Source organism: Mesorhizobium sp. WSM4808, assembly GCF_055811675.1.
In genome coordinates this window covers 22775-46550 of the sequence record NZ_JBVVQX010000016.1, presented here as the reverse complement: position 1 = coordinate 46550, position 23776 = coordinate 22775, and the positions used below count along the sequence as shown (strand labels likewise).

At 63.8% G+C, this 23776-nt stretch carries 23 protein-coding genes and 2 pseudogenes; 22 read left to right on the top strand and 3 right to left on the bottom strand.

The genetic code is table 11. The features are described from left to right. The first annotated feature begins 70 nt into the window (after positions 1–70). From AC0L2U_RS25660 to AC0L2U_RS25635, 6 genes are all read left to right on the top strand, one after another. Positions 71–823 carry an ABC transporter permease gene (locus tag AC0L2U_RS25660; protein ID WP_127398784.1) on the top strand — a complete coding sequence of 251 codons (753 nt, stop codon included), beginning with the start codon at positions 71–73 and terminating at the stop codon, positions 821–823. Further along, entirely contained in the window at positions 820–1587 is a 768-nt protein-coding gene (locus AC0L2U_RS25655) for an ABC transporter ATP-binding protein (protein WP_127398783.1), read from the top strand. The genes AC0L2U_RS25660 and AC0L2U_RS25655 overlap by 4 nt, the downstream gene beginning before the upstream one ends. Continuing rightward, positions 1580–2599, top strand: coding sequence for an ABC transporter substrate-binding protein (locus AC0L2U_RS25650; RefSeq protein ID WP_127809897.1), 1020 nt, complete (start codon positions 1580–1582; stop codon positions 2597–2599). The genes AC0L2U_RS25655 and AC0L2U_RS25650 overlap by 8 nt, the downstream gene beginning before the upstream one ends. A 172-nt stretch (positions 2600–2771) precedes the next feature. After that, positions 2772–3467, top strand: a complete 696-nt coding sequence (locus AC0L2U_RS25645) for a methyltransferase family protein (RefSeq protein WP_127809898.1) — start codon at positions 2772–2774, stop codon at positions 3465–3467. 385 nt (positions 3468–3852) lie between these two features. Further along, positions 3853–4470, top strand: a complete 618-nt coding sequence (locus tag AC0L2U_RS25640; RefSeq protein ID WP_128289099.1) for a hypothetical protein — start codon at positions 3853–3855, stop codon at positions 4468–4470. 272 nt (positions 4471–4742) lie between these two features. Beyond that, positions 4743–4907, top strand: a complete 165-nt coding sequence (locus AC0L2U_RS25635) for a DUF3309 family protein (RefSeq protein ID WP_127268780.1) — start codon at positions 4743–4745, stop codon at positions 4905–4907. Positions 4908–5239: 332 nt separating this feature from the next. Here the strand turns inward: AC0L2U_RS25635 and AC0L2U_RS25630 are convergent, their stop codons facing one another. Beyond that, positions 5240–5497, bottom strand: coding sequence for a hypothetical protein (locus tag AC0L2U_RS25630; RefSeq protein ID WP_127268781.1), 258 nt, complete (start codon positions 5495–5497; stop codon positions 5240–5242). 60 nt (positions 5498–5557) lie between these two features. Between AC0L2U_RS25630 and AC0L2U_RS25625 the strand changes: the two genes are divergently transcribed. The 10 genes from AC0L2U_RS25625 to AC0L2U_RS25580 all read left to right on the top strand — a co-directional run bounded on the left by AC0L2U_RS25625 (position 5558) and on the right by AC0L2U_RS25580 (position 14630). Continuing rightward, on the top strand, positions 5558–5851 hold the full coding sequence (locus AC0L2U_RS25625) for a DUF982 domain-containing protein (RefSeq protein ID WP_245482812.1): 294 nt from the start codon (positions 5558–5560) through the stop codon (positions 5849–5851). 229 nt (positions 5852–6080) lie between these two features. Next, positions 6081–6806: a GntR family transcriptional regulator gene (locus AC0L2U_RS25620; protein WP_127398229.1), complete on the top strand. Its 726-nt coding sequence runs from the start codon at positions 6081–6083 to the stop codon at positions 6804–6806. A 3-nt stretch (positions 6807–6809) separates the two neighbouring features. Further along, complete coding sequence (locus AC0L2U_RS25615) at positions 6810–7850, top strand: ADP-ribosylglycohydrolase family protein (protein ID WP_128289098.1); 1041 nt, start codon at positions 6810–6812, stop codon at positions 7848–7850. Next, positions 7847–8818 (top strand): PfkB family carbohydrate kinase, encoded by a 972-nt coding sequence (locus AC0L2U_RS25610; RefSeq protein WP_473602822.1) that lies wholly within the window; start codon positions 7847–7849, stop codon positions 8816–8818. The genes AC0L2U_RS25615 and AC0L2U_RS25610 overlap by 4 nt, the downstream gene beginning before the upstream one ends. A 58-nt stretch (positions 8819–8876) precedes the next feature. Continuing rightward, positions 8877–9938, top strand: a complete 1062-nt coding sequence (locus tag AC0L2U_RS25605) for an ABC transporter substrate-binding protein (RefSeq protein ID WP_127273265.1) — start codon at positions 8877–8879, stop codon at positions 9936–9938. 65 nt (positions 9939–10003) lie between these two features. Further along, positions 10004–10867, top strand: a complete 864-nt coding sequence (locus AC0L2U_RS25600) for an ABC transporter permease (RefSeq protein ID WP_127317861.1) — start codon at positions 10004–10006, stop codon at positions 10865–10867. Further along, entirely contained in the window at positions 10867–11655 is a 789-nt protein-coding gene (locus AC0L2U_RS25595; RefSeq protein WP_127270907.1) for an ABC transporter permease, read from the top strand. Before AC0L2U_RS25600 ends, AC0L2U_RS25595 begins: the two co-directional genes overlap by 1 nt. Continuing rightward, positions 11655–12719, top strand: a complete 1065-nt coding sequence (locus AC0L2U_RS25590; protein WP_128309945.1) for an ABC transporter ATP-binding protein — start codon at positions 11655–11657, stop codon at positions 12717–12719. The genes AC0L2U_RS25595 and AC0L2U_RS25590 overlap by 1 nt, the downstream gene beginning before the upstream one ends. Positions 12720–12957: 238 nt before the next feature. Continuing rightward, entirely contained in the window at positions 12958–14208 is a 1251-nt protein-coding gene (locus AC0L2U_RS25585) for an aconitase X (protein WP_473602821.1), read from the top strand. Continuing rightward, entirely contained in the window at positions 14205–14630 is a 426-nt protein-coding gene (locus AC0L2U_RS25580) for an aconitase X swivel domain-containing protein (RefSeq protein ID WP_473602820.1), read from the top strand. Before AC0L2U_RS25585 ends, AC0L2U_RS25580 begins: the two co-directional genes overlap by 4 nt. A gap of 242 nt (positions 14631–14872) precedes the next feature. Here the strand turns inward: AC0L2U_RS25580 and AC0L2U_RS25575 are convergent, their stop codons facing one another. Together AC0L2U_RS25575 and AC0L2U_RS25570 are read right to left on the bottom strand one after the other, a co-directional pair. Continuing rightward, positions 14873–15958, bottom strand: a complete 1086-nt coding sequence (locus AC0L2U_RS25575) for an SIP domain-containing protein (protein ID WP_473602818.1) — start codon at positions 15956–15958, stop codon at positions 14873–14875. A gap of 2 nt (positions 15959–15960) precedes the next feature. Continuing rightward, positions 15961–18087, bottom strand: coding sequence for a TonB-dependent hemoglobin/transferrin/lactoferrin family receptor (locus AC0L2U_RS25570; protein WP_473602817.1), 2127 nt, complete (start codon positions 18085–18087; stop codon positions 15961–15963). Positions 18088–18266: 179 nt separating this feature from the next. Here AC0L2U_RS25570 and AC0L2U_RS25565 point away from each other — a divergent pair, with 179 nt between their 5' ends. The 6 genes and pseudogenes from AC0L2U_RS25565 (at position 18267) to AC0L2U_RS25540 (ending at position 23765) form a co-directional block, all read left to right on the top strand. Next, positions 18267–19211, top strand: a complete 945-nt coding sequence (locus AC0L2U_RS25565) for a heme/hemin ABC transporter substrate-binding protein (RefSeq protein WP_473602816.1) — start codon at positions 18267–18269, stop codon at positions 19209–19211. Positions 19212–19492: 281 nt separating this feature from the next. Beyond that, positions 19493–20089, top strand: a complete 597-nt coding sequence (locus AC0L2U_RS25560; protein ID WP_127809910.1) for a thioredoxin family protein — start codon at positions 19493–19495, stop codon at positions 20087–20089. A gap of 26 nt (positions 20090–20115) precedes the next feature. Continuing rightward, a pseudogene (locus AC0L2U_RS25555) lies at positions 20116–21743 on the top strand (FAD-binding protein). Continuing rightward, positions 21740–22066: a 4Fe-4S dicluster domain-containing protein gene (locus tag AC0L2U_RS25550; RefSeq protein ID WP_127255510.1), complete on the top strand. Its 327-nt coding sequence runs from the start codon at positions 21740–21742 to the stop codon at positions 22064–22066. Before AC0L2U_RS25555 ends, AC0L2U_RS25550 begins: the two are co-directional and overlap by 4 nt. 32 nt (positions 22067–22098) lie before the next feature. After that, positions 22099–22856 (top strand): annotated as a pseudogene (locus AC0L2U_RS25545) (ABC transporter ATP-binding protein). Between the two features lie 12 nt (positions 22857–22868). Further along, positions 22869–23765, top strand: coding sequence for an ABC transporter permease (locus AC0L2U_RS25540; RefSeq protein ID WP_127270901.1), 897 nt, complete (start codon positions 22869–22871; stop codon positions 23763–23765). Positions 23766–23776 lie beyond the last annotated feature (11 nt).

Here is a 23776-nt window from a genome sequence, read left to right as displayed (position 1 = left end):
ATCTCCCGTGGCCACATCATCAGTCGCTTCGCGCCCGATCGCGAGCCTTCTTGTCAAGGCAATGCCGGCCATGATCTCGGTCGGTTTGCTCCTGCTGGCGTGGGAGCTTTATGCCACCTATTCCGGCATCAGGCCGACGACACTGCCGGCGCCGTCGCGCGTTTTCGAGCAAGCGCTGCTCAATCGCCAGGCGCTGGCCGACAACGCCATTCCGACCATCGGCGCCACGCTGCTCGGCTTTGCCTGTTCGCTCAGCGCTGCCTTCGTGCTGTCAACGCTGGTCGACTTCTTCCAGCCGCTGCGGCGTGCGATGTTTCCTGTCTTAATCGTCAGCCAGACCTTGCCGCTGGTGGCGATCGCGCCGCTGGTGGTGCTCTGGTTCGGCTTCGGGCTGGCGCCCAAGATCATGCTGGTGGCGCTGGTTACCTTCTTTCCGATGCTGGTTGCGTTGGTCGAGGGTTATGAGTCGACCGAGGCCGAGATCGGGCAAATGCTGCGCGCCATGGGGGCAGGGCGCTGGCGCATCTTCGTGCTGGCACGGCTGCCTTCGGCGCTGCCCTATTTCTTCGCTGGTTTGAGGATCTCCATCACCTACGCCGTGGTCGGCGCGATCTTCGCCGAATATGCGGGGGCCGCGAAGGGGCTGGGCATCTACATGCTCAACGCCAAGAACAATTTCCGTCCTGACCTGGTTCTTGCCGCCGTCGGAGTGAGTGCCGCGCTGACACTTGTCCTGTTCGGGTTGACTGTACTGCTGCAGCGCCTCGCGATGCCCTGGGAGCGGGCCGGCAAGGAAACCGCCGGGAAGGGGGCCTGGCGATGAACCGGCTCGAGCTGCGGCATGTGCGCAAGGCGTTCGGTGGGCTCGACGTGCTGGCCGATATTTCGCTTAGCGTCGGCGCTGGTGAATTCGTCTCGATCCTTGGACCCTCGGGCGCCGGCAAATCGACACTCTTCCAGCTCCTGACCGGCGCCGAGCATGGCGAGGGCGAGATGTTGTTCGACGGCGCGCCGCTCGACGACCACGGCAGGCATTTCGCCTTCATGCCGCAGCGTGACGCGCTGATGCCGTGGCGGCGCATCCTCGAAAACGCGACGCTCGGGCTCGAAGTGCAAGGCATGAGGAGACAGGCGGCGCGGGCGCGCGTTGCGCCGTTGTTTGCCGAATTCGGGCTTGCCGGCTTCGAGCGGCATTTTCCAGCGCAACTGTCCGGCGGTATGCGCCAGCGCGCGGCCTTGCTGCGCACGGTGGTGCAGCAACGCGACATGCTTTTGCTCGACGAGCCGTTCGGCGCTCTCGACGCGCTGACCCGCACGGCCATGCAGCGCTGGCTGGAACAGATGTGGCGGCATCATCGCTGGACGGCGCTCCTGATCACCCATGACGTGCGCGAAGCCGTGTTCCTGTCCGACCGCATCTATGTGCTGTCGGCGCGCCCGGCCCGCATCGTGCGTGAAATCAAGGTGCCGCTGCCGCGCCCGCGCAGCCTTGGCGGCGATGCCGCGCGCCAGGCAAGTACGCTCGAGGCCGAGATTCTCGACATCATCCTCAACGCCACCCCATCCAAAGGACACGATCATGACTGACTTGACGCGCCGGCAGGCGTTGTTGCTGACCCTTGCCACAGGCCTTCCGCTCGTTGCCGGATCGGGGCGAGCCCAAGCACAATCGGCACAAAAGGTCACCGTTGCCCTCGACTGGACTGTCAACACCAACCACATCGGACTGTTCGTCGCCCGCGACAAGGGCTTCTATCGCGAGGCCGGGCTCGAGGTCGACATCCTGCCTTACAGCGATACCGGTGCGGGCACGCTGGTTGCAAATCGCGTCGCCGATTTCGGCATCAACGGCACCATCAGCCTGTTCACCCAGAGAACCGCCGGAGCGGACCTGAAGGGCGTCTATGCGGTGGTGCAATCGGAAACCGGCCGCGTGGTCTTCAATGCGGCCCGCAGCGAGATCGTAAGCCCGAGAAACCTCGACGGCCTGACCTATGGCGGCTTCGGCAGCGCCTGGGAAAACGCCCTGATATCGACCATCATCCGCCATGATGGCGGCAAGGGCAATTTCGAGACGGTGACGCTCGGCACCTCAGCCTATGAGGCGCTGGCCAACGGTTCGGTCGATTTCACGCTCGAAGTCTCGACCTGGGAGGGTGTCGACGCCGAGCTCAGGGGCGTCAAACAACGCAGCTTCGTCTATGCCGATTACGGCGTGCCTGACGAGCACACGACACTGATCTCTTCGAGCGAAGCCTATCTCCAGGCAAACCCCAAGCCTGCGGCCGCCTTTGTCCAGGCGACGCGGCGCGGCTACCAGTTCGCGGTCGATCACCCCGAAGATGCGGCAGCCCTGCTGATCGCGGCCAACAAGGATGCGTTGACCAATCCGGCGCTGATCCACGCCTCACTGAAGGCGCTGATCGACGGCCATTATCTGCGCAGCCAAAGCGGCGCCATCGGGACGATGGATCCGGCCAAGATGGGAGCGATCGGCGGCTATCTCTTCGCGTCCGGCATTTTGCGTGATGCCGACGGCAAGCTGGTTGCTCAACGCCCGGATTTCGGGAGCTATTTCCGCAACGACTATCTGAGCTAGTCTGGCAAAACCAAATGAGATGGGTCGCCAGTCTTTCTGGGCGACCGCGTGGAGCAGGTCGTCTGGGAGTGGCGCCCTGGCTCCCCGACAGCCAGTTTAATGCCGATCTGATCTTGTTGATTAACTGCCCGGCAATGGTTGCGTGCAAAGGTCGCCCTGAGGGATCATTGGGGTGTTTGCATTGCTCATATCAAAAAGCGAGGCGCTTTCGCACATCAGTGACGGCAGGATTTTGTCCGCAGCCCGAACGCGCGAAATCCTGGTGGATTTGCGCGAAGGTTTCTTTCGGATCTGCGCGCTGGCCTTCGCGGGCATGTTCGTCTACCGCGGCGTATATCACCTGATGCTCGACCCGACCCGCATCAATGTGGCGCTGGTGGCAATTTCAGAGATCCTGACCTTTACCTGGCTGCTTCTGTCGCGGCGACCACAGGTACGCGACTGGAACCCGCTGACGGTGGTTGTTTCGGTGGTCGCCAGCTTCGGTGTCGGCTTCATCGACCTGGAACCGGGCGTGGCCATCATCCCGATCTATGCCGCCGCGCCGCTGCAAGTCCTGGCGTTGGGGTTCGTGATCTGGGGGAAGATATCGCTAGGGCGTTCTTTCGCCATTCTGCCGGGCAATCGCGGCGTGATGACCGACGGTGCCTACCGCCTGGTGCGGCACCCGATCTATGCCGGATACCTTGCCGGTCATGTCCTGTTCCTGCTGTCGGCCTTTTCCTTCTACAATCTTGCTGTCTACGCCGCGATCACCTTCTTCCAGGTTCATCGCATCCTGCGCGAAGAGGCGCTGTTAGCCGCGACGCCGGAATACCGGGACTATATGAAGCGCGTCCACTACAGGCTGTTCTACGGGATCGTCTGACAAGCCGGCCAGCGCAGAATCGTTCGGCCTGCAATCACGCTTGCACTCTCTCGCTCCCGCATCCGCCGACAGACTCTGGCCACTTGCAATCATCGTGGCGGTCTTGCTGATCTTGCGAGAGGCTCATGCGCTGTCCGGTGCGGTGTACGGCCTCGCAGTAAAGACGAGCAGAGTAACGTCCGATCATCAATGGCCTTACGCGCTGTTAGTGTAAAGAGAAATTACTCCAACTTTATTATAATTTTATTTCAGAAATTTTGTTGATGTATACCACGCTTCAGGTTGAGTATTCTCTCTCTGAAACTGAAATTCACCACCTCGCGTAGTTGATCTTGCAATCGGCCTCTCGCCAATTGCTTTAGCGCAACGACAACAGGAGAGTGTTATGGCTCACACCATCAAGACAGTCGCCAACATGTTGGCGGGTAGTGCGGTAATCTTAGCCCTTTCCCTGCCCGCCAATGCTGCGGGAATCGGCCTTGGCGTTGGTGCCTCGGTGGGTGGTAGCGGCGGCGTCAATGCCGGCGTCGGGGCTTCCGTTGGCGGCAGTGGCGGCATCAGCGCCGGAGTGGGCGCCTCGGTGGGCGGCAGCGGTGGTGTAAAGGCCGGGGCCGGTGCCAATGTCGGCGGCTCGAGCGGTGTCAATGCTGGTCTCGGCGCTTCGGTCGGCGGCAGCAATGGCATCAATGCCGGCGCGGGCGCCAATGTTGGAGGATTTGGCGGCATTGCTGCCGGCCTCGGCGCCAATGTGGGCGGGACGAGCGGCGTCGGCGTCGGTGTCGGCGTGGGTATTGGGGGCGGCATCAATCCGTCCAATCCGTCGAACCCGAGCAATCCGTCCAATCCGTCAAACCCCAGCAGGCCGAGCCTGCCGGGTGTCGTGGCCCAGATGTCGGATAGCAACGTGGCGCGAATGAAGAAGCGCTGCGTCGACGTGCTCGGCAGCGAAGGCGCTTACGACCGCGACCTCCGGCAACTCTGCCTCCTGATCGCGCGCCGCTGATGCTGGAGGTGCCGGGACTGGAGGTGCCGAACCGGCCCTGAGGCCCGGCCGCATGTTCCTGGCCTCCGGCTGGTCGGAAGGCCCGCCACACTGGCGGGCTTTCCGCGTTCATTGGCGTGCCGGTATCAAAGTTCTGGCTTCCATCACGTTGGATGGCCGTTTCCGTTGCCACGATCGCACGGAACGGTAGAGCCTTGGGAACGTTCTCGTCCTCGAACATCGCGGCCGCGATGTTCGACCCAATGCGTCAACGCTAACGGGAGCTGAAAGCCATGAGCCTTGGAACCATACTGATCATCATTCTTATCCTTGCCCTGCTTGGCGGCTTCAGCGGCCTCGGCGGAGGTCCTTTTTATGGCGCCGGCTACTATGGCGGCGGCGGCCTCGGGCTCGTGCTGCTCATCGTCATCGTGCTTGTCGTGCTCGGGCGCATCTAGCCAGGCCCGCCCGGTTGTCGCCGACAGATCGCAATCTCGTGAGCGCCCCCAATGTCGGCGCGCACGGGATTGTGATGCAGGCAAGCCGGCTTGTGATCCTGCACTCTGCAAAACTTTCGTATGGTCATTGCGGTCCACACCCCCCCCGTGGAAACAAGAGGAGAGGGTCCCACCCCTTATCCTCCTCCAAGGCCCGCTCCGGTTCACCGTGGCGGGCTTTTGCTTGATGGGCGAGGAACCGGCTTGCATCAAGCTTCAAGGAAAGGCGGGTGTTTTCTGAGAAGTCTCCGTTCTGGCTGCGGCATTGAGCGCAGCCAGATCCTGACGCCAGATTACTCCATGTCAGGTACGTCGCCGCTGACGAAGAGCGTGTTAGGCGGGCCGTATTCGCCTAGCGTCGGATCGGCCTCACGGCTCCAGGCGATGACGCCGGCATGCTTTGCCGCCAGAGCCTTGGCGGTGCGTATAGCGCGGTCTTCGCTTTGCTGGTCGGCGGGTCCAAAGGCGGGGAACAACTCGCCATCCTCACCGCGATCGAAGGCGACCACGACGATCAGCCTGGGATTTTTCTGGCCACTGGAATCGGACATCTTGCACCTTTAGCGCGGAACCTATCACATTGCTCGGGGTTGAAGGCCGCGAATCGATGAATGCCGACTTTGGGGAGTGGCATCGTGCAAGATCAGCGTTTCGATGAGCCGGTCAGGATTGCACTCGGCCGATCGCGAAACTCGATCTTCAACGTGGAGCGGGTCGCTCAGGCTGCAGACATCCTGCTGAACCGCTGGCCGGTTGCGACCGGGCAAAAGCATATGGTTGCCCGCAAGGTCTGTCTGGCCGTGCTCGAGGGAAAGAAAGAAGTCTCGGCGGCAAGGGCGGCGTTCATTAACGCCGCGATCGAGGCGGACATCCTCGTCGAACCGCGTGAGGTGTCGATCCCGTAGCCTGCTCCGGTGAAATTGAATCAGGGTCTGGCTCCATCCCCTTGATGTATGCCTCTTTTTTGGCGATCGCCGACCGGCTTTTCGGGGGCCATATTGACCTGCCTCTCGGCGCGCCTTGCACGGTATTCCGCATATTCGCTGCCTTTTGGGCAGTCTTCAGTACCCGTTGACATAGCATCCCGGTCTCTATATTGAACAGGATTATACAGGTTCACTGAACAGGTACTATATGAAGCGGCGCGCGGTTCAACTGTCTCCCGGTACGGGCAAACCCGAGCAGATCGCCACCGTTCTCGAACATGAAATCCGCTCCGGTGTTCTCGGCTTCGGCGACCGCCTGCAAAGCGAGAATGAACTTGTCCAGCGCTTCTCCGTCAGTCGCAATACGGTCCGCAAGGGCCTCGAGGAATTGTCCAGCCGGGGGCTGATCACGACCAGGGTTGGTATTGGCTCGTTCGTCACCTTCGACGGCAAGCCGGTCGATGACTCCATCGGCTGGTCGCGCGCGCTGGCCGATGCCGGCGCCAATGCCGAGACGCGGACGCTGCGGCTGGAGGTCATCGAAGACCCCGATCTGGCTTCGCTGCTTGGTATCGAAAGCCCGTTCTTCATTGCGGTTGACCGGGTGCGCACCAACGCCAGCGACGGCCATGCGATCTCCATCGAGCGCAGCCGGCTGCCACTGTCCTCCGAGCTTGAGGACGTACCGTTGCGCGGACTGCGCGAGGGCTCGCTGCACCAGACGCTGCGCGCCGCCGGCCTCATTCCCGACCATGGCGAGGAATGGGTCGAGATCGAGATGCTCAATGCCGAGGATGCGGCCATCCTCGGTTGCCCACAAGGCACGCCCTTCCTGCGCGGCCGCCGGTTGACGCGTGCGGCTGACGACCGGCCGATCGAGTATGTCACCAGCCTGCTCAACCCGGCACATTTTGCGCTGCATATGAGGTTCTGAGCGATGCCGGATGCAACCAGCAAGGCCATCGATCGCGCCATGGGCGCGCTTGTCGGCGGAGCGCTGGGAGACGCGCTCGGCATGCCGACGCAGCTTTTGTCGCCGGCTCGCATTGCCGAACTCTACGGCCATGTAGAGGATTTCATCGAGCCTTTCGCCGATCATCCGGTGTCGAAGGGCCTGGCCGCCGGAACCATCACCGACGATACCGAACAGGCGCTGCTGCTCGGCCGCATCCTGGTCGAATCCGGCGACCGTTTCGACCACGCGCGCTGGGTCAATGCGCTGCTCGACTGGGAGCGCGAGGTCAAGGCGCGCGGCAGCTATGATCTTTTGGGGCCGTCGACCAAGCGTGCCATCGATGCCATCAACAATGGCGTACCGGCCGAGGAAGCGGGACGCAGCGGCGACACCAATGGCGCGGCCATGCGTATCGCGCCTGTCGGCATCATGATGCCGCTTGAACCGTTGGAGACGTTCGTCGGCAAGGTGGCGGAGACTTGCCGGGCGACGCACAACACCTCGATCGCCATAGCCTCGGCCGCAGCCGTCGCAGCGGCCGTCAGCCGCGGCGTCGCCGGCGGCGGTTGGCGCGATGCTTCGGCCAGCGCGGTCGCGGCGGCGAGGCGAGGGGCGACGCTCGGACATTGGGTCACCGGCGGCGACATCGCCGCGCGTATCGTCTGGGCGCAGGACATCGTGCGTGGCAAGGCGATCAGGGATGCGATCCGGCTGATCACCGATCTGGTCGGCACCGGCGTCGCCAGTCAGGAATCCGTTCCGGCTGCCTTCGCCGTGCTGGAAGTCGCCCGTGGCGACCCCTGGCAAGCAGCCATCATCAGCGCCAATCTCGGCGGCGACACCGATACGATCGGCGCCATCGCTGCCGGCATGGCCGGCGCCTGCACCGGCTTTTCCCGATTGCCGCAAGAGCACATCCTCCGGCTTGTCGGCATCGACTTGTCAGAGGTTGGCGCGCTCGCCGCCGACCTTGTCGCGGCAAGGGCGGCGAAAGCCGGCTCCAGCAAGGACGCGGCGGCGTGAGCGGCCGTCTGGTCCATATAGGCAGTGCCGTGGTCGATTATGTCTACCGCATCGACGCTTTGCCGGCGCCCGGCATGGAAAAGACGGCATCGAGCTTCGCCCAGGTCGCCGGCGGCGGCTTCAACATGATGGTGGCGGCCAGCCGCACCGGCATGCAGGTGGTGTTCGGCGGCCAACTCGGCAGTGGGCCGAATGGCGACTTCCTGCGCGCCGCCTTCATGGCCGAGAACATCGCGACACTGACGCCGCCATCGCCCTTGATGGACAGCGGCAATTGCGTCGCCATGATCTCCAGCGACGCCGAACGCACCTTCGTGTCATGGCCAGGTGCGGAGAGCATACTCAGCCTCGAAATGATGGCGCCGGTCGCGGTGGCACCGGGTGATTGGGTGTTCACCTCCGGCTATACGCTAAGCTATCCCAAGAGCCGCGATGCGCTCACGGACTGGATCGAGGCACTGCCGGACGAAACCCCTTTCGTCTTCGATCCGACGCCGGTCATCTCGGACATTCCACGCTCCATCCTGTCGCGGGTGCTCGCCCGCACCACATGGCTGAGCTGCAACACGACGGAGGCGGCTGAGATCGCCGGTTCGGGCAATGTCGAGGCTGTCGCTGCACGACTTCTGGTCGACCATTGCCCACGCGCTGCGGGCGTGGTCATCCGCGCCGACGCGAAGGGTTGCCATATCAGGCTGGCCGATGGCTCAGCCCAGACCATTGCCGGCTTCAAGGTCAACGCCGTCGACACCAATGGCGCCGGCGACACCCATATCGGCGCTTTCGTCAGCGCGCTGGCGCACGGAATCTCGCCCTTCGAGGCAGCGCGCTATGCCAATGCTGCTGCTGCTGTTTCGGTCACCCGCCATGGCGGCTCGTCGGCGCCGACGAATCGCGAAATCCAGACATTCCTGAGCCATGCCGCCGACCCATCGGGAGCAGGCCGGACACAGAAGGCCAATGCATAACAGCTGGAAAAGCCTGACAAGCCCGGGAACCGGGCAAACCCACAGAGAGGAACCAACCATGCGCATGCCTGATTTGACTGCTCTGCTGACGGCGACCGCCGTCTTTACCTCCGCACTTGCGTTCGCCGCCAAGGCCGACGAAGTGCATGTGCTCAACTGGAAGGGTTACGGCGCCGACGAACCGTGGGCCGTCGAGGCTTTCGAAAAGGCGACCGGCAACAAGGTCGTCAACGACTTCTTCAATTCCGAACAGGAAATGCTGACCAAGATCCGGACCAATCCCGGCCTCTATGACGTGGTCATGATCAACGCCGCCTTCAACGACCAGGCGATGGCCGGGAAACTGATCCAGCCGATCGACGTTTCCAAGCTGCCGAACTATGCCGACATCAGCAAGGACAAGGCGGGATCGCCGATGCTCGTCCATGACGGCAAGGTCTATGGCGTGCCGTGGGTATGGGGTCTAACCGCACTCGCCATCAACGAAAAGTCCTTCGACAAGCCACCGACGAGCATCGCCGAAATGTGGGATGCCGCCCACAAGGGCCGCGTCGTCATTCGCGACGATGCCGTCGAAGCGGTGCAGTTCGGCGCCATCGCCACTGGCCAGAACATCAACGACATCAAGGATATGGATGCGGTCAAGACGAAGCTGACCTCGCTGATGCCGCAGATCAAGACCTTCTGGAGCTCGGAAAACGACTGGAACCAGATGGTCGCCTCCAACCAGATCGACATCGGCACCTATTGGAGCGGCTCGGCCGATCGCGCCAAGACGCATTTCAAGCTGCCGGTCTCGCTGGTGGTGCCGCAGGAAGGCGCCGTCGCCTGGCTCGACGCGTTTTCCATTCCGGTCGGCGCCAAGAACGTCGCCGGCGCCGAGGCCTTCATCAACTACATGATCGACCCGAAATTCTACGTCGAATGGGTCACCAAGGTCGGTGCTCCCGTCTCCGCCAACACCAAGGCGGTGGAAGCGCTGCCCGAGGATGCCTTCAACCGCAAGGTCATGGGTGATCCCGAAGTGGCCAAGCGCATCCAGTTCCAGGCGCCGATCACCGATGCCCAGCGCGAAGCCTATCTGGCGCTCTGGCAGCAGCTTAAGGTCGACGTGAAGTAAGATCACAGCTAGGCCAGCCGGCGGTTCGCGTCGGCTGGTTCTTCCAATCCTGGGAGGAGGGTACCATGGCAGCTGCGACTGCGTCGCGAAGCGGGCTGAGATCGGCATTGCCGCTGCTGGCACCGGCCTATCTCTGGCTGACGGTGGCGATCTTCCTGCCGCTATCCGCTATGGTCTTCTTCTCGTTCATGACCGAGCTGCCGCTGTCGGGAAAGCCGTGGGCGTTCACGCTTGGCAACTATGCCGCCTTCTTCTCACAGAGCCTCTATCTGACGCTGCTGCTGGCCTCGCTGCGCCTTGGCCTCGAAGTGACGCTGTGGTGCGTCGTCATCGGCTATCCCGCGGCCTATGTGCTCGCCAAGGTGCTGAAGGGGCGCAGCCGCGAGGCGATCTTCCTGCTCGTCATCCTGCCGTTCTGGTCGAACGGGTTGGTGCGCATCTTTTCCTGGGCGATGGTTTTGCGCGAAGGCGGCATCCTCGACACCGCGCTTAATGCCGTGCTGCCGTTCAAGATCAACATCGACCTCATGTATTCCTATCCGGCCGTCATCATCGGGCTGGTGCATTCCTATGTGCCTTACATGGTGCTGACCTGTTATCTCACGCTACAGGCCATCGACGACTCGCTGATCGAGGCCGGGCGCTCGCTTGGCGCATCGCGGTTGCAGGTGCTGAAGCGGGTGATCATCCCGCTGTCGATGCCCGGATTGGTCGCGGGTGCGGCGCTGATCTTCGTGCCGGTCGTCGGCTCGTTCATGGAACCGCGCATCCTGGGCGGCCGCACCGGCACCTTCTACGGAACGGTCATCGAGGACCAGTTCGTCGCCGTGTTCAACTGGCCGCTCGGTGCCGCACTCTCCTTCATCCTGCTGGCGGTAGTGCTGGTCATCCTGGCGGTGGCGTCGCCAGTGCTGCGGAGGGCCGCGTGATGACGACGACCCGCATCCTCGAAGGACTCGGCCGCCTCTACATCTGGCTGCTGCTTGCCTTTCTTTATCTGCCGATCATCATCATGGCGCTGATGTCGTTCAACGTTTCTCCCTTCTACCAATTGCCGTTCGAATGGACGACTGAATGGTATGCTTCGCTGTGGCAGAACGACCAACTGATCGCAGCGACCTGGAACAGCGTCGAGATCGCGGTCATCACCACGATCATTTGCGTCGTGCTCGGCTCGGCGGCGTCGCTGGCGCTCTATCGCTACGAATTTCGTGGCAAGAAGTTCCTGCAGGCGCTTTTGTTTCCGCCGATCGCCATACCGTGGCTGATCACCGGCACGGCAATGCTGATTTTCTTCTTCGGCGTCGGTATCGGCCGTGGCCTGCATGCGATCCTGCTCGGCCATGTCGCATTGGCGCTGCCCTATGTCATCGTCGTCGTCTCGGCCCGGCTGCAGACCTTCGCGCCGGAGCTGGAAGAGGCGGCGCGCTCACTAGGCGCCAACCAGTGGCAGGTGACGCGCCGCGTCACGCTGCCCTGGATCATGCCCGGCGTCATCGCCGGCGGGCTGTTCGCGTTTGCCGTTTCGTTCGACCAGTTCGTGGTGTCCTATTTCCTGGCGACGCCGGGCCAGACGACGCTGCCGGTCGAAATCTACGCCGCGATCCGCAAGGGTTTCACGCCCGAGATCAACGCGGTCTCGACCATCATCATTGTCGTGTCGATGGCGCTGATGCTGCTGACGGCGCGGTTCTTCAAATTCGGCGGAGAGAAATAATGGCCGGCGTGCAGGTATCCGATGTCTCGCGCAGCTTTGGCGCGCACAAGGCGCTGGACAACGTCTCCATCGACTTCGCCGATGGCGGCTTCTACGCGCTGCTCGGGCCGTCGGGCAGCGGCAAGACCACGTTGCTGCGGCAGATCGCCGGTTTCGATTTTCCTGACTCGGGTCGCATCACCATCGGCGGCGAGAGCGTCGAGCGGGTGCCCGTCGAGAAGCGTCGTATCGGCATGGTGTTCCAGAACTATGCGCTGTTTCCCAATATGAGCGTCGCCGACAATGTCGCCTTCGGCCTGTCGGTGCGCGGCGAGGCCAGGGCGATCATCGCTGCCGAGGTGCAACGCGCGCTCGATCTGGTGCAGCTTGGCAAGCTTGGTGGGCGCCGGCCGCACCAGCTCTCCGGCGGGCAGCGGCAGCGTGTGGCTCTCGCCCGCGCCATCGTCACCAAGCCGCGCGTGCTGCTGCTCGACGAGCCATTGGGTGCGCTCGACAAGGCGCTGCGCGTCGACATGCAGATTGAGCTCAAGCGCATCCAGCGCGAGATCGGCATCACCACGATCTTCGTCACGCACGACCAGGAAGAAGCGCTGACGATGAGCGACCGCATCGGCATATTGCGCGACGGAAGGCTGGTGCAGGAAGGGCCGCCCGAGGAAATTTATGATCGGCCAAAGAGCGAGTTCGCCGCCACCTTCCTCGGCGATGCCAACATCTTTCGCGGCGATACGACGGGCGATGGCATCCGGCTGCCGGACGGCACGGCGATTGCCGCCGGCGCGGGTGCCAAGCTTGCCGCCGGCGCCAAGGCGAGCTGTGCCGTGCGCCCCGAACGCATCCGCATCGCCACGGATGCCGGAGCACCGAATGGCACCGCCAACATGCTCAAGGGGCAGGTTTCCAAGCGCATCTTCGCCGGCAACAACAGCACCTATTTCGTCGAGCGTGGCGGCCAGACGTTGAAGGTGATTGTACAGAACACGGGTGTCGACAGGCTGGCGGAAGGTCAGGACGTCGTTCTGCGCTGGTCGCCGGAGAGTACGGTGTTGATCGCGGCGGGTTAAGTAGGACTGTGGACGGATGGGATGGTTGGCGTTCCGTGGCGCCCCCTCTGTCCTGCCGGACATCTCCCCCACGAGTGGGGAGATTGGCTTTGATGGCCGGTTTCGCAAATCGCCGACGTTGCAAAAAAAATGCGATAAGGCTCAAGCTGCCGATCTCCCCCCTCGTGGGGGAGATGCCCGGCAGGGGCAGAGGGGGGCGCTGCCCCGCCATACGATCGCGTAAGTGGCTGGAGTACTGATGACGCTTGAACTGACCGCACAGGACCGAGCCATGCTCGATGGCGAGCAGGGCTCGTCCGCCGCCGCTGCCATGAAAATCCTGGCAGGGTTTTCCAATGCGGTCGGTGCGGGCAGCCTGCTCGACATTACCGGCGCCCATATCGATGGCTGTCTCTACCACGGCAAGGCCGGTCTCGATTTCGTCGAGCGGCTGGTCGAAGGCGGTGGCCGCGTTCAGGTGCCGACGACGCTGAATGTCGGTTCGTTCGATCTCATCCATCCCGGCATGGTCAAGATGCCCCTAGCGGAAGAGGTGCCGGCGCGGCGGCTGATGAAGGCGCATCTGGAACTCGGCTGCCAGGCGACCTTCACCTGCGCGCCCTACCAGACGCGCTTTCGGCCAAGCTTTGGCCAGCCGATCGCCTGGGGTGAGTCCAACGCCATCGTCTTTGCCAATTCGGTGATCGGCGCGCGCACCAACCGCTATGGCGATTTCATCGATCTGTGCTGCGCCATGACCGGCCGCGCGCCGGCCTGGGGCCTGCATCTGAGCGAGAACCGGCGCGGCCGGATCCTGTTCGAACTGGATGTTCCAGACGGCGAGCTGAGTGACAGCCTTTTCGTCGGCGTCGGGCTAATCATAGGGCAAGCGAGTGGCGACCGCGTTCCGGTGATTGCCGGTCTGCCGCGGCCGCGTGACGAGGACCAGCTGAAGGCGCTGGGTGCGGCGGCTGCAACGACGGGTGCTGTGGCGCTGTTCCATGCGGTCGGCATCACGCCGGAAGCGATGACGCTCGATGAGGCGTTCCAGGGTCATGCGCCTGACGAGACGATCCGCATCACCCGCGCCGATATCGGCCATGCGCTGGCCAAGCTATCGAGCGTGCCGGATGGCGCGCCGCTAGCGGCCGTGTCGCTCGGCACGCCGCATTTTTCGCATGAGGAATGGATGCGACTGTTGCCGTTGCTGCGCGAGGCAGCACCCGAAAGGCGCATCCCGATCTATGTCAACACGGGCCGTGCGACCCTGACGCGACTGCAGGAGGAGGGCGCGCTGGTGGGCATGGAGGCGTTCGGTCTGATCCCGGTCGCCGATACCTGCACCTATGTCACATCGATCCTGGAACGCCTCGACGGCGTGGTGATGACCAATTCCGGAAAATGGGCGCATTACGCGCCGGGCAATATCGGCGTGTCCGTCGCCTTCGCCGAGATGGAGGATTGCATCCGCTCCGCTGCCGTCGGGCATGTCGTGCGGAGCGCCTCATGACGCGGCCGGTGGAACGAACCGGCATCTTCCAGTTGGCCGGCGAAGCCAGGGGCCAGGCGCTGGTGTATTCGCAACCGCTGAGCTTCTGGGGCGGCATCGATGCCGAGACGGGTCATATCATCGACCATTCGCATCCTGGCCTCGGCCAAAATGTCGCCGGCAGGATTTTGGTCATGCCGAGCGGGCGCGGCTCGTCATCCTCGTCTTCGGTCCTGGCCGAGGCGATCCGCAGAGGCACGGCACCCGCCGGCATTCTTCTGGAGCGGCCGGACCCGATCCTGGCGGTTGGCGCCATCGTTGCCGAATTTCTCTATGACATCCGCATGCCGCTGGTGGTGTGCGATATTGCCGGCATAGCTTCCGGCGACAAGATCATGATTGGTGTTGGCGAGGATGGCGAGGCGGTCATTCGCAAAGTCTAGGGACGAGCGCTTGCTAACCGAACTCAGCGCCGCCCCTCATCTGGCTGCCGCCATCTTCTCCCCGTAAACGGGGCGAAGGGGCTTGTTGCAACGCCGGCGCTGTTTTTTGTGACGTTGGTGATTGGCGAAATCATCGGCGACAGTGTCCTTCGCCCCGTTTACGGGGAGAAGATGCCGGCAGGCAGATGAGGGGCACCGCCGACGCCTCTCACTTCACGCTGCCATCAACCGCGCTTCAGACCTCAACCAGCCATCAATCCGGCAGCACCACGCCGCCAATAGGCAGCCGCCAGCGTTTGATCGCGACCAAGGCCCAGCGTGTCGCGCCAATATTCGCGCACGATCTTGGCGGCAGCGGCTTCCGCCGCGAACCAGCCGAAGGCCGAACCGTCCTGCGGCCACGCTACCGAGCGGACAGCCTCGGCCAGCAGTTTGTCCTCGCCCGCCGGCATGCCGTTCCTTGTCAGCCAATGCAACTCGATGCCCGTGGCATTGGCGATCGCTTGCCTTTCGCCATTATTGGCGATCTCGACAAAGGCGACGCCCTTTGTCTCGGCCGGCAGCGTCTCCAGCAGCCGCGCCAGCGCCGGCAGGCCGGTTTCGTCGGCGCCCATGACGTACCATTCTGCCTGCCGTACCGGACGGCCGACCGGTCCCATGATGCCGACCTTCATGCCGGGCGCTGCCTGCATGGCCCAGGCGGAGCCGACGCTGTCACCCGGATGGATCAGGAAGTCGACGTCGATGAGGCCCGTTTCCACGTCGAGCGTGCGGATGGTGTAGACGCGCGCCACCGGGCGCCGGTCGTCGGCGGGCCAAGCCGGCAGGCCATTGCCGCCCAGCACTGGCCACAGCGGATCGGGCACCTCCCTGGTCGGAAACAGCATGCGGATGTGCATGCCGCCGAATTTGGTGAAACGCGAGAGATTCTCGCCGGCCAGCCGGATGCGGCGCATGTGCGGGGTGAGGTCGCGAATATCCGTCACCACCATCTCGCGGAACTGGGCGAGGCTGGTTTCGCCTGAGAGATCGCCGGTCCAGACGATCTCGGGGTTTTCCTCCTTGGCGTAGACCTGTACGGCTGTGGCCAGCAGGTCCTTGATACGGGCGAGCCCGTCGCGGTCGGCGGCTTTGGCCCGCATCACCAGCCGCTCCATGTCGATGGAGGCGTCGCCGAAGGCGAAGCGGAAATCGATGCGCTGTCCATGATGCGAGGCATCGGCCTCGAAGCTCTGCAGTCTGTCGCTGATGCTGTCCATGTAATCAGGCAGATGTCGCAGGTTGAGCTGTGCCTCACAGGCCAGTTCACGCACCGATGCTTCGCTCATTGTCAGCCTCCGATCCTGCCGGTGAGGGCCACCTTGAAGGTGCGACCCTTGCCCTGTTCGGTTGCCGCCGAGGTCGACCATGCGCTTTGCGGGTCGGTGTAGGCGGTGTTGAAGATGTTATCGACGCCGAAATCGAGCTTGAGGTTGTCGTTGACGCGCCAGTTGGCGAAGACATTGACCAGATCGAAGGCGTCGTCGACAATCGGCACGGCGTTGGGATTGGTGCGGCTGGTGCGGGTGATCTTGCCGGCGCTGAGATATTGCGCGCCGACCGTGAGCTGGTCCTCCAGCATGCGAAAGCCGATTGTGGCCGAGAAGCGGTCGAGCGGCGTGTTGTTCAGCGCCTGGCCGGAATAGACGCCGCTGACGACCTTGGCGTTGATCAGCGCCCCGGCGAGGTTCACGAAGCCCCAGTTGTAATCATAGACCATCTCGGCCTCGACGCCCTTCAGGCGCGCGTCGCCGATGTTGATGGCCGTGCGCGGAAGGACCGTCAGATCGACGTCGATATAGTCCTCGACGTCGGTGTGGAAGACGTTGAGCTTGGCGCGCAACCGGTCGCCCGCCGTCAGCAAATCGTCATATTTGACATTGATGCCGGCCTCCCAGTTCTTCGCCGTTTCGGGCTGTAGCAGGAGATTGGGCCGATAGGTGTCGCCGCCGCCATGCGCGCCGCCGCCACGGAAGACATCCTGCAGGCCAGGCGCCCGGTAGCCTTCGGAGTAGGTGCCATAGAGCTGAAAGCCGTCAAACGGCGTGACGCCAACGGTGAGGCGTGGCGACCAGCGGTCGCCAGAGATCGAGGCTTCCTGCGGCGACGGGATGCGCGTTTCGCCATCAAGCTGGTAGCCATCATAGCGCATGGCCGCGATCACCTGCAGCCACTCCTTGTAGTCACCTTGCCATTGCAGGAAGCTGCCATAACCCTGCTGCTCGCCGGCGCCGAAATGCGCCGCTTCCGAGGAGGCCTCGAGATAATAGTAGTCGAGACCGTAGGTCAGCGTGTGGGCCAGCCCCCAGGCGTCGAAGCGCGAGGAATTCTTCGCGTTGACGCCCGAGGTGGCGACATCATAAAAACGGAAATTGCCGACCCCTGAGGCGGGCGCGACCTGCGTCTGCTCGGCGCGGGTGCGGTTGTGGTAGGCATTGGCGCTGAAGTCGATCAACTCGTTGTCGTCGGGCTTCCAGGTGTAGGCAGCGGTGTAGGTCTGGTTGGTGGTGTTGGTGTCGTAGCGGCTCAGCGTTGGCGAGGTCGAGCCGCTCGATCCGGTGATCTGGTCGTTGTAGCGCTGCAGGATGGCGCCGAGCTTCAGCTCGTGGCCATCGGCCGGGCGCAGCGTCGTCTTCAGATAGCCGCTGGTCACCCGCTCGCCGGTCCATGGCACGGTGTCGCCATTGCCGTCGGTGTAGCTGTCACGGTCGCGGTAGATGAGGTTGCCGATGATGTCAGCATCGTCGCTGAAGCGGTAGGCGCCGGTGGTGCTGGTGGTGAAGCCGTCGCCATTGTCCTCATAGCCAAGCTTCTCGCTCAGCGCCCAGCGCTCGTCCTTCTTGAGGAAATCGCCGGCATCCTTGGTCTCGAAGGAGACGACGCCGCCGATGCCGCCCGAGCCATAGGCATTCGACACCGGGCCGCGAATGACGGTGGCTTCCTTGATCAGATCGGGTTCGACATAGAACGAGCCAGAGCCATGACCGACGCGCCAATAGTCCTGGCGGGCGCCGTCGAGGGTGACGACGACGCGGCCATATTGCTCCAGGCCGCGGATGTTGATGGCGGTTGCGGGATCGTCGCCATTCATCGAGGCAGCGACGCCCGGCGTTGTGCGGAAGATGTCGGCGGCTGTGTCGGGCTGGATGCGGTCGAGTTCGTCCTGATCGATGGCGCTGATGGCGGCCATCGATTCGATCACCGCCGTCTTGATCATCGTCGCCGAGATGGTGATCACGTCGAGCATGGTCGCCGGCTGGTTCTGCGCGGGATTGGCCGGCGCCAGGCGGCCGGCCTTGGCGGCGGCCTTTTTCTCCTGGTCCTGTTCCTGCGCGTTGGCAAAAGGCACGGCGCAGAGGCCGAGCACGAAGGCGAGCGCGGTGCTCGCCATCAAGGTCGTGTTTGTTGTCGTTGTCATGCAGCCCCTAAGCAAAAGCAAAACTGCTGGCGGTGGCTGAAAAGCCTTGGCTGGCATGATTGAAAATCCCTCGACCAGGCGGGTCGGGGCAGGGGTCACATATTAAAACATGATGACATGAGTCAACTTTAATTTTATAGCCGACCGTCATCGAGAAGCATCTGGCACGGAGCAGCGGCATGGTCGGAAGTGTGGGCGAGGGCAAGAGGATCGGCTGGTTGCAACCAGGCAGGATCGCGGCGATGCTGCTTCTGGCGCTGTCGGTGCTGGCGCCTTCCTGCGGTTTCAAGGCGCTGGCCGCCGAGGGCGTTGTCGACGCGCTGGGACGAACCGTCGCGCCGGGACCGGCAACGAGGATCCTGACGCTGGGCTCCGACGTTACCGAGATCGTCCACGCGCTCGGCGCCGGCGAGCGGATCATCGCCGTCGATCGCGGCAGCAAATATCCGCCATCCGTGGCCGGGAAGCCTAATGTCGGCTACCGCCGCCAGCTTTCGGTCGAGGGGTTGGCGAGCTTGCGTCCCGATCTGATCCTGGCGGCCGAGGACAGCGGGCCGCCGGAGGCGGTCGAGGTGCTGAAATCACTGGCGATCCCGATCGTCTTCGTCCCGCAGGACAACACCCCGCAAGGCATCGAGCGCAAGATCACCCTGATCGCCGCCAGCCTTGGGCTCGAGGACAAGGGCAAGGTGGTTTCCACCGAGGTGCTCACCGCCTTTCAGACGGCAGCCGATCTGGCAGCAAATATCCCGCCGGAGCGGCGCAAGAAGGTGGTGTTCTTCCATGGCCTTGTGAAGCTGAGCGCAGCCGGCGCCGGCACCTCGGCCGACGCCATCATCCGCTACGCCGGCGGCCTCAACCCGATGGATGTCGTGCAGGGCTACAAGGCGGCATCGGAGGAAAAGCTGATCGAGATGGCGCCTGATGTCATCCTGATGATGAGCGACGGCAAGGGTGGCCCGACGCCCGAGCAGGTGTTCGGCAACCGCGCGCTGGCGGCAACGCCGGCGGCGGCCAACAAGGCGCTGGTGGTGCTCGACGGCGCCTACATGATCGACTTCGGCCCGCGCACATCAGATGCGATCCGCGACCTGGCGAAGGCGCTCTATCCGGAAGGGGAATGACGTCGCGAAAATCGCAAGGCGTTTCGGCTGGGCAGTACCAATTCGTCGTCGAACCCGTTGCGCTTGATAAATCCTGTCCGTCCGGATTTCTCCGGATCGGCTTCCGCCCGAACAAACTTGGCGGCTCGGCCTGAAACATTGGCACGATATTCTAAGCCGCTCGGTTGACCGTGAATGTGCTCTCCAGCCTATAATTATACTAATTCATAGACTAACTGCGAACGTTCGAGGCGCTCGCACTTGGCCTGTGAAAACCGGCTGCACAAAGGGAGCGCGCATCGATGCCGAAGACAGAGTCCAATCCGATCGACCTCGGCACCAGGGCGGCCGATTTCCTGTTGCCCGACGCGCAAGGCGTGCTGCACCGCCTCGCCGATTTCGACGCCAAGCCGGCCTTGCTCGTCGCCTTTATTTCCAACCGCTGCCCGTTCGTCGTGCTGATCCGTGAGCAGCTTGCCGTTTTCGCCAGGGATTATGCCGGCAAGGGGCTGCAAGTGGTGGCGATCAACGCCAATGACCATGAGGCGCATCCGGAGGAGACGCTGGCCCGCATCGGCGAAGAGGCCGAAAAATTCGGCTATTCCTTCCCCTATCTCAAGGATGCGTCGCAGCAGACGGCCAAGGCCTATGGCGCCGCCTGCACACCCGACTTCTTCCTGTTCGATGCCGACCGGCGGCTCGCCTATCACGGCCAGTTCGACGATGCGCGGCCGGGTAATGGCAAGCCGGTGACCGGTGCCGATCTGCGGGCAGCGGTCGACACGGTGCTGGAGGGCGGCAGGCCCACTGCCAGCCAGGTGCCGTCGATCGGCTGCAACATCAAGTGGAGCGCCGGCAACGAGCCGGTCTGGTCTTCCAGCGCGGCCCGCGCGGCCTAGCGCCGTCCTCGACGCATTCGCCAGGTATCCATGCCCAAGCCGCAAAATCCGTTTCTGACAGCTTGCTGCTCCAGGCCGACGTGCTGGTGCTGGGCGGAGGTCCGTCAGCGGCCTGGGCGGCTGTCGCTGCGGCCGAGAGCGGCGCCAAGGTGGTGCTGGCCGACAAAGGTTATCTTGGCACCAGTGGCGCCACCGCGCCCTCCAACACCGGCACCTGGTGCGTGCCGCCGGGCGACAACAGGCATGCCGTCGTTGAGCGGCGTTGGCAGCGCACCGGCGAACTCGCCGACCCGCGCTGGATGCTGCGCTGCGTCGATACCGCCTACCGCAATCTGCTCAGGCTGTCCGAATGGGGCTATCCCTTTCCGAGCGAGGATGACGGCCGGCTCTACATCGCCAATCTGCGCGGGCCGGACTACATGCGCTTCATGCGCCGCCGGGTGCTGTTGGCCGGCGTCACCGTGCTCGACCATCACCCGGCGCTCGAACTTCTGTCCGACGGCGATGCCATCGTTGGCGCCGCCGGTGTCGCCCGGCAGATCGGCCAGGACTGGCGCGTCGACGCCAACGCGGTGGTGCTGGCGACGGGCGGCTGCGCTTTCCGCGAGCGCATCCTCGGCGCGACCGGGCTGACCGGCGACGGCTATCTGATGGCGGCGGAAGCCGGCGCCAGCCTGTCGGGCATGGAGTTCACCGGCAAGTACACGCTGGCGCCCTATGGCTCCTCATTGAACAAGGGCCTGCCGTCCGCTGGGCATCGTTCCATCGCGAGGATGGTTCGCCGATCCTCGGGCCGACCGGCGAGCCGTTGCGCAACGGCATCGGCGACCGCGAGGAGGAAGTGGCGCGTGCGCTGATCGACGGCCCGGTCTATGCGCGGCTCGATCAAGCCGAGCCGGCGCTGCAAGGCTGGCTGCGCCAGGGTCAGCCGAACTGCTTCGTGCCCTATGACCGCGCCGGCATCGACCCGTTCAGCGAACTGTTCCGTATCACCTTGCGCGCCGAAGGCACGGTGCGCGGCACCGGCGGCATCGACATCGTCTCCGACGATTGCGCCACCGGCGTGCCCGGCCTCTATGTTGCCGGCGACGCTGCCAGCCGCGAGATGATGACCGGTGCGGTATCAGGCGGCGGCGCCTTCAATTCGTCCTGGGCGCTGGCCAGCGGCTGGTGGGCCGGCAAGGGCGCCTCGACCCATGCCCAGCGCCGCACCGGCAAGGCGTTCCGCAGCGCAGTGCAATCGCTCGGCCAGGCCGGCTTGCGTCCTGCATCATCGGCGAGGGCCGACATCTCGGCGGGCGAAGTTATCGAGGCGGTGCGTAGCGAAGTCACGCCGCTCGACAAGAATTTCTTCCGCACTGGCGAGGCCCTGGAGAAAAGCGGCGAGCGGCTGGAGAGTGTCTGGCGCGACGTGCGCAGCCATCTGCAAGGCGAGGGGCTGGACCGGGTCCGTACCCGAGAGGCAGCTTCGATCGCCGCTGCTGGGCGTTGGTCCGTGGCCGCCGCGCTGCACCGCACCGAGAGCCGCGGCATGCACCGCCGCACCGATCTGCCGGGCAAGAGCCCGGCCTTCGCGCACCGGCTGGTCATCACCGGTGTGGATGCGTTCCGCATCGCAGGTGCGCCTGAGCGGCTGGCGGAGCTGGCGTCATGATCGAGATCGTCTCGGCCACGCGCTGCGTCGAATGCGACATCTGCGTCAAGGTGTGCCCGGCCAACGTCTTCGACGCGACCGACAATGGCGTGCCGGTGATCGCTCGCCAGGAGGACTGCCAGACCTGCTTTCTTTGCGAGATCTATTGCCCGACCGACGCGCTTTATGTGGCCGAGTTCGCCGAAGGGCCGACCGGCATCACGGAAGCTCAGGCCGACGCCCGCCAGCTGTTCGGCTCCTATGCCCGCGCGCTTGGCTGGAAGCGCGGCAAGGCGGGCGGCTCGGAATTCGACCCGACGCACCGCATCCGCGTGGCGCAGTGAACCGATCGGAGACAGATATGGATCGCCCGAACATGGACCGGATCGTCGTCAGCGACATCAGCAAGACCTTCCAGCTCAAGCCGGGGCAGTTCGTCACCGTGGATGGCGAGGCGACCGACCGCGTCACCGTGCTCGACGGCGTCGATCTTTCCATCCGCAAGGGCGAGTTCATCACGCTGGTCGGCCCGAGCGGCTCGGGCAAGTCGGTGCTGCTCGATATCATTGGCGGGCTGACGCAGGCGACCGGCGGCAACGTCCAGCTCGACGGCAGGCGCATCACCAGGCCCGATCCAAAGACCGGCTATGTCTTCCAGCAATATGCGCTGTTTCCCTGGCGCACGGCGCTCGCCAACATCGAATATGCGCTGGAAGTGCGCGGCGTGGCCAAGGCCGAGCGTACCGCCACAGCCCGCCATCTGTTGGCGCTGTTCGGCCTTGCCGGTTTCGAGGACCGTTTTCCCAACCAGCTGTCCGGCGGCATGCAGCAGCGTGTGGCGATCGCGCGTGCGCTGGCCAGCAACCCGGAAGTGCTGCTGATGGACGAGCCGTTCGCGGCGCTCGACCAGCAGACGCGCGAGCTTCTGCAAGGCGAGCTGCTGCGGATCTGGGGCAAGATCAACACCACGGTGATTTTTGTCACCCACTCGATCGACGAGGCGATCTTCCTCGCCGACCGCGTCGCGCCAGCGCCGAATTCAATCTATATCGCGCCCGCGTCTGGGACGTGCTGCGCGACGAGGTCAACAAGGCGCAGAAGGACTGGACCCTGTCGCCAGCCTTCAGTCACTGAGGAGCTGGACCAATGGCCTATCTGACCGAGAAGTTTGGCTCCGCGGGAGCGCTCCACCTGTTTGCCGGCGCTGGCGAAACGGTAGCCGCCGCCAGGGTCCCGGCCATCAAGGCCAGCGCCAAGATCCGGAGCAAGAAAGCAAGCCACGGCACGTTCCTCTATGGCGTGCCGCTGCTCGGCCTGTTCTTCCTGCTGTGGGAGATCGCGCCCCGACTCGGCTGGCTGAACCGGATCTTCTTTCCGCCGCTGAGCGAGGTCCTGGTCGCCTGGTGGGCCCTGCTCGCCTCGGGCGTGCTGATCGAGCATATCGGCATCAGCCTGCAGCGCGCAGCGATCGGCTTCGCACTCGGCGTGGTGGTGGCCATCCCCCTCGGTCTGTTGATGGGGCGCTATTCGCTGTTCGAGAAGGTTTCCGACCTCCTGGTGCAGACGCTGCGAAACACATCGCAATTCGCACTGCTGCCGGTGTTCATCCTGTTGCTCGGCATCGGTGAGGAATCGAAGGTCGCGATCACCTTCTACTCCTCGGTTTTCTTTCTCCTCGTCAACACGATCAGCGGCGTCAAGTCGGTGGATCCGCTGCTGATCAAGGCGGCGCGCTCGATGGGTACGTCCGACTTCGATCTGTTCCGCAAAGTCATCCTGCCGGCCAGCATTCCCTCGATCGTCGCCGGCGCCCGGCTGGCGGTGAAATCCTCGCTGTTCGCGGTCATCGGCGCCGAGATGCTGGCGGCCAAATCCGGCCTCGGTTTCCTCATCCAGAACTCGCAGCTGATGATGGAAACGGCCGACATGTACGCCGGCATCCTGACGCTGACCGTCATCGGCCTGACCGTCAATTACCTGCTCGTCTGGTTCGAGCGCTGGGCAACGGCCTGGAAAGGCCAGTCCGAGACCTCGCTCATCTGAGCCACCCATTC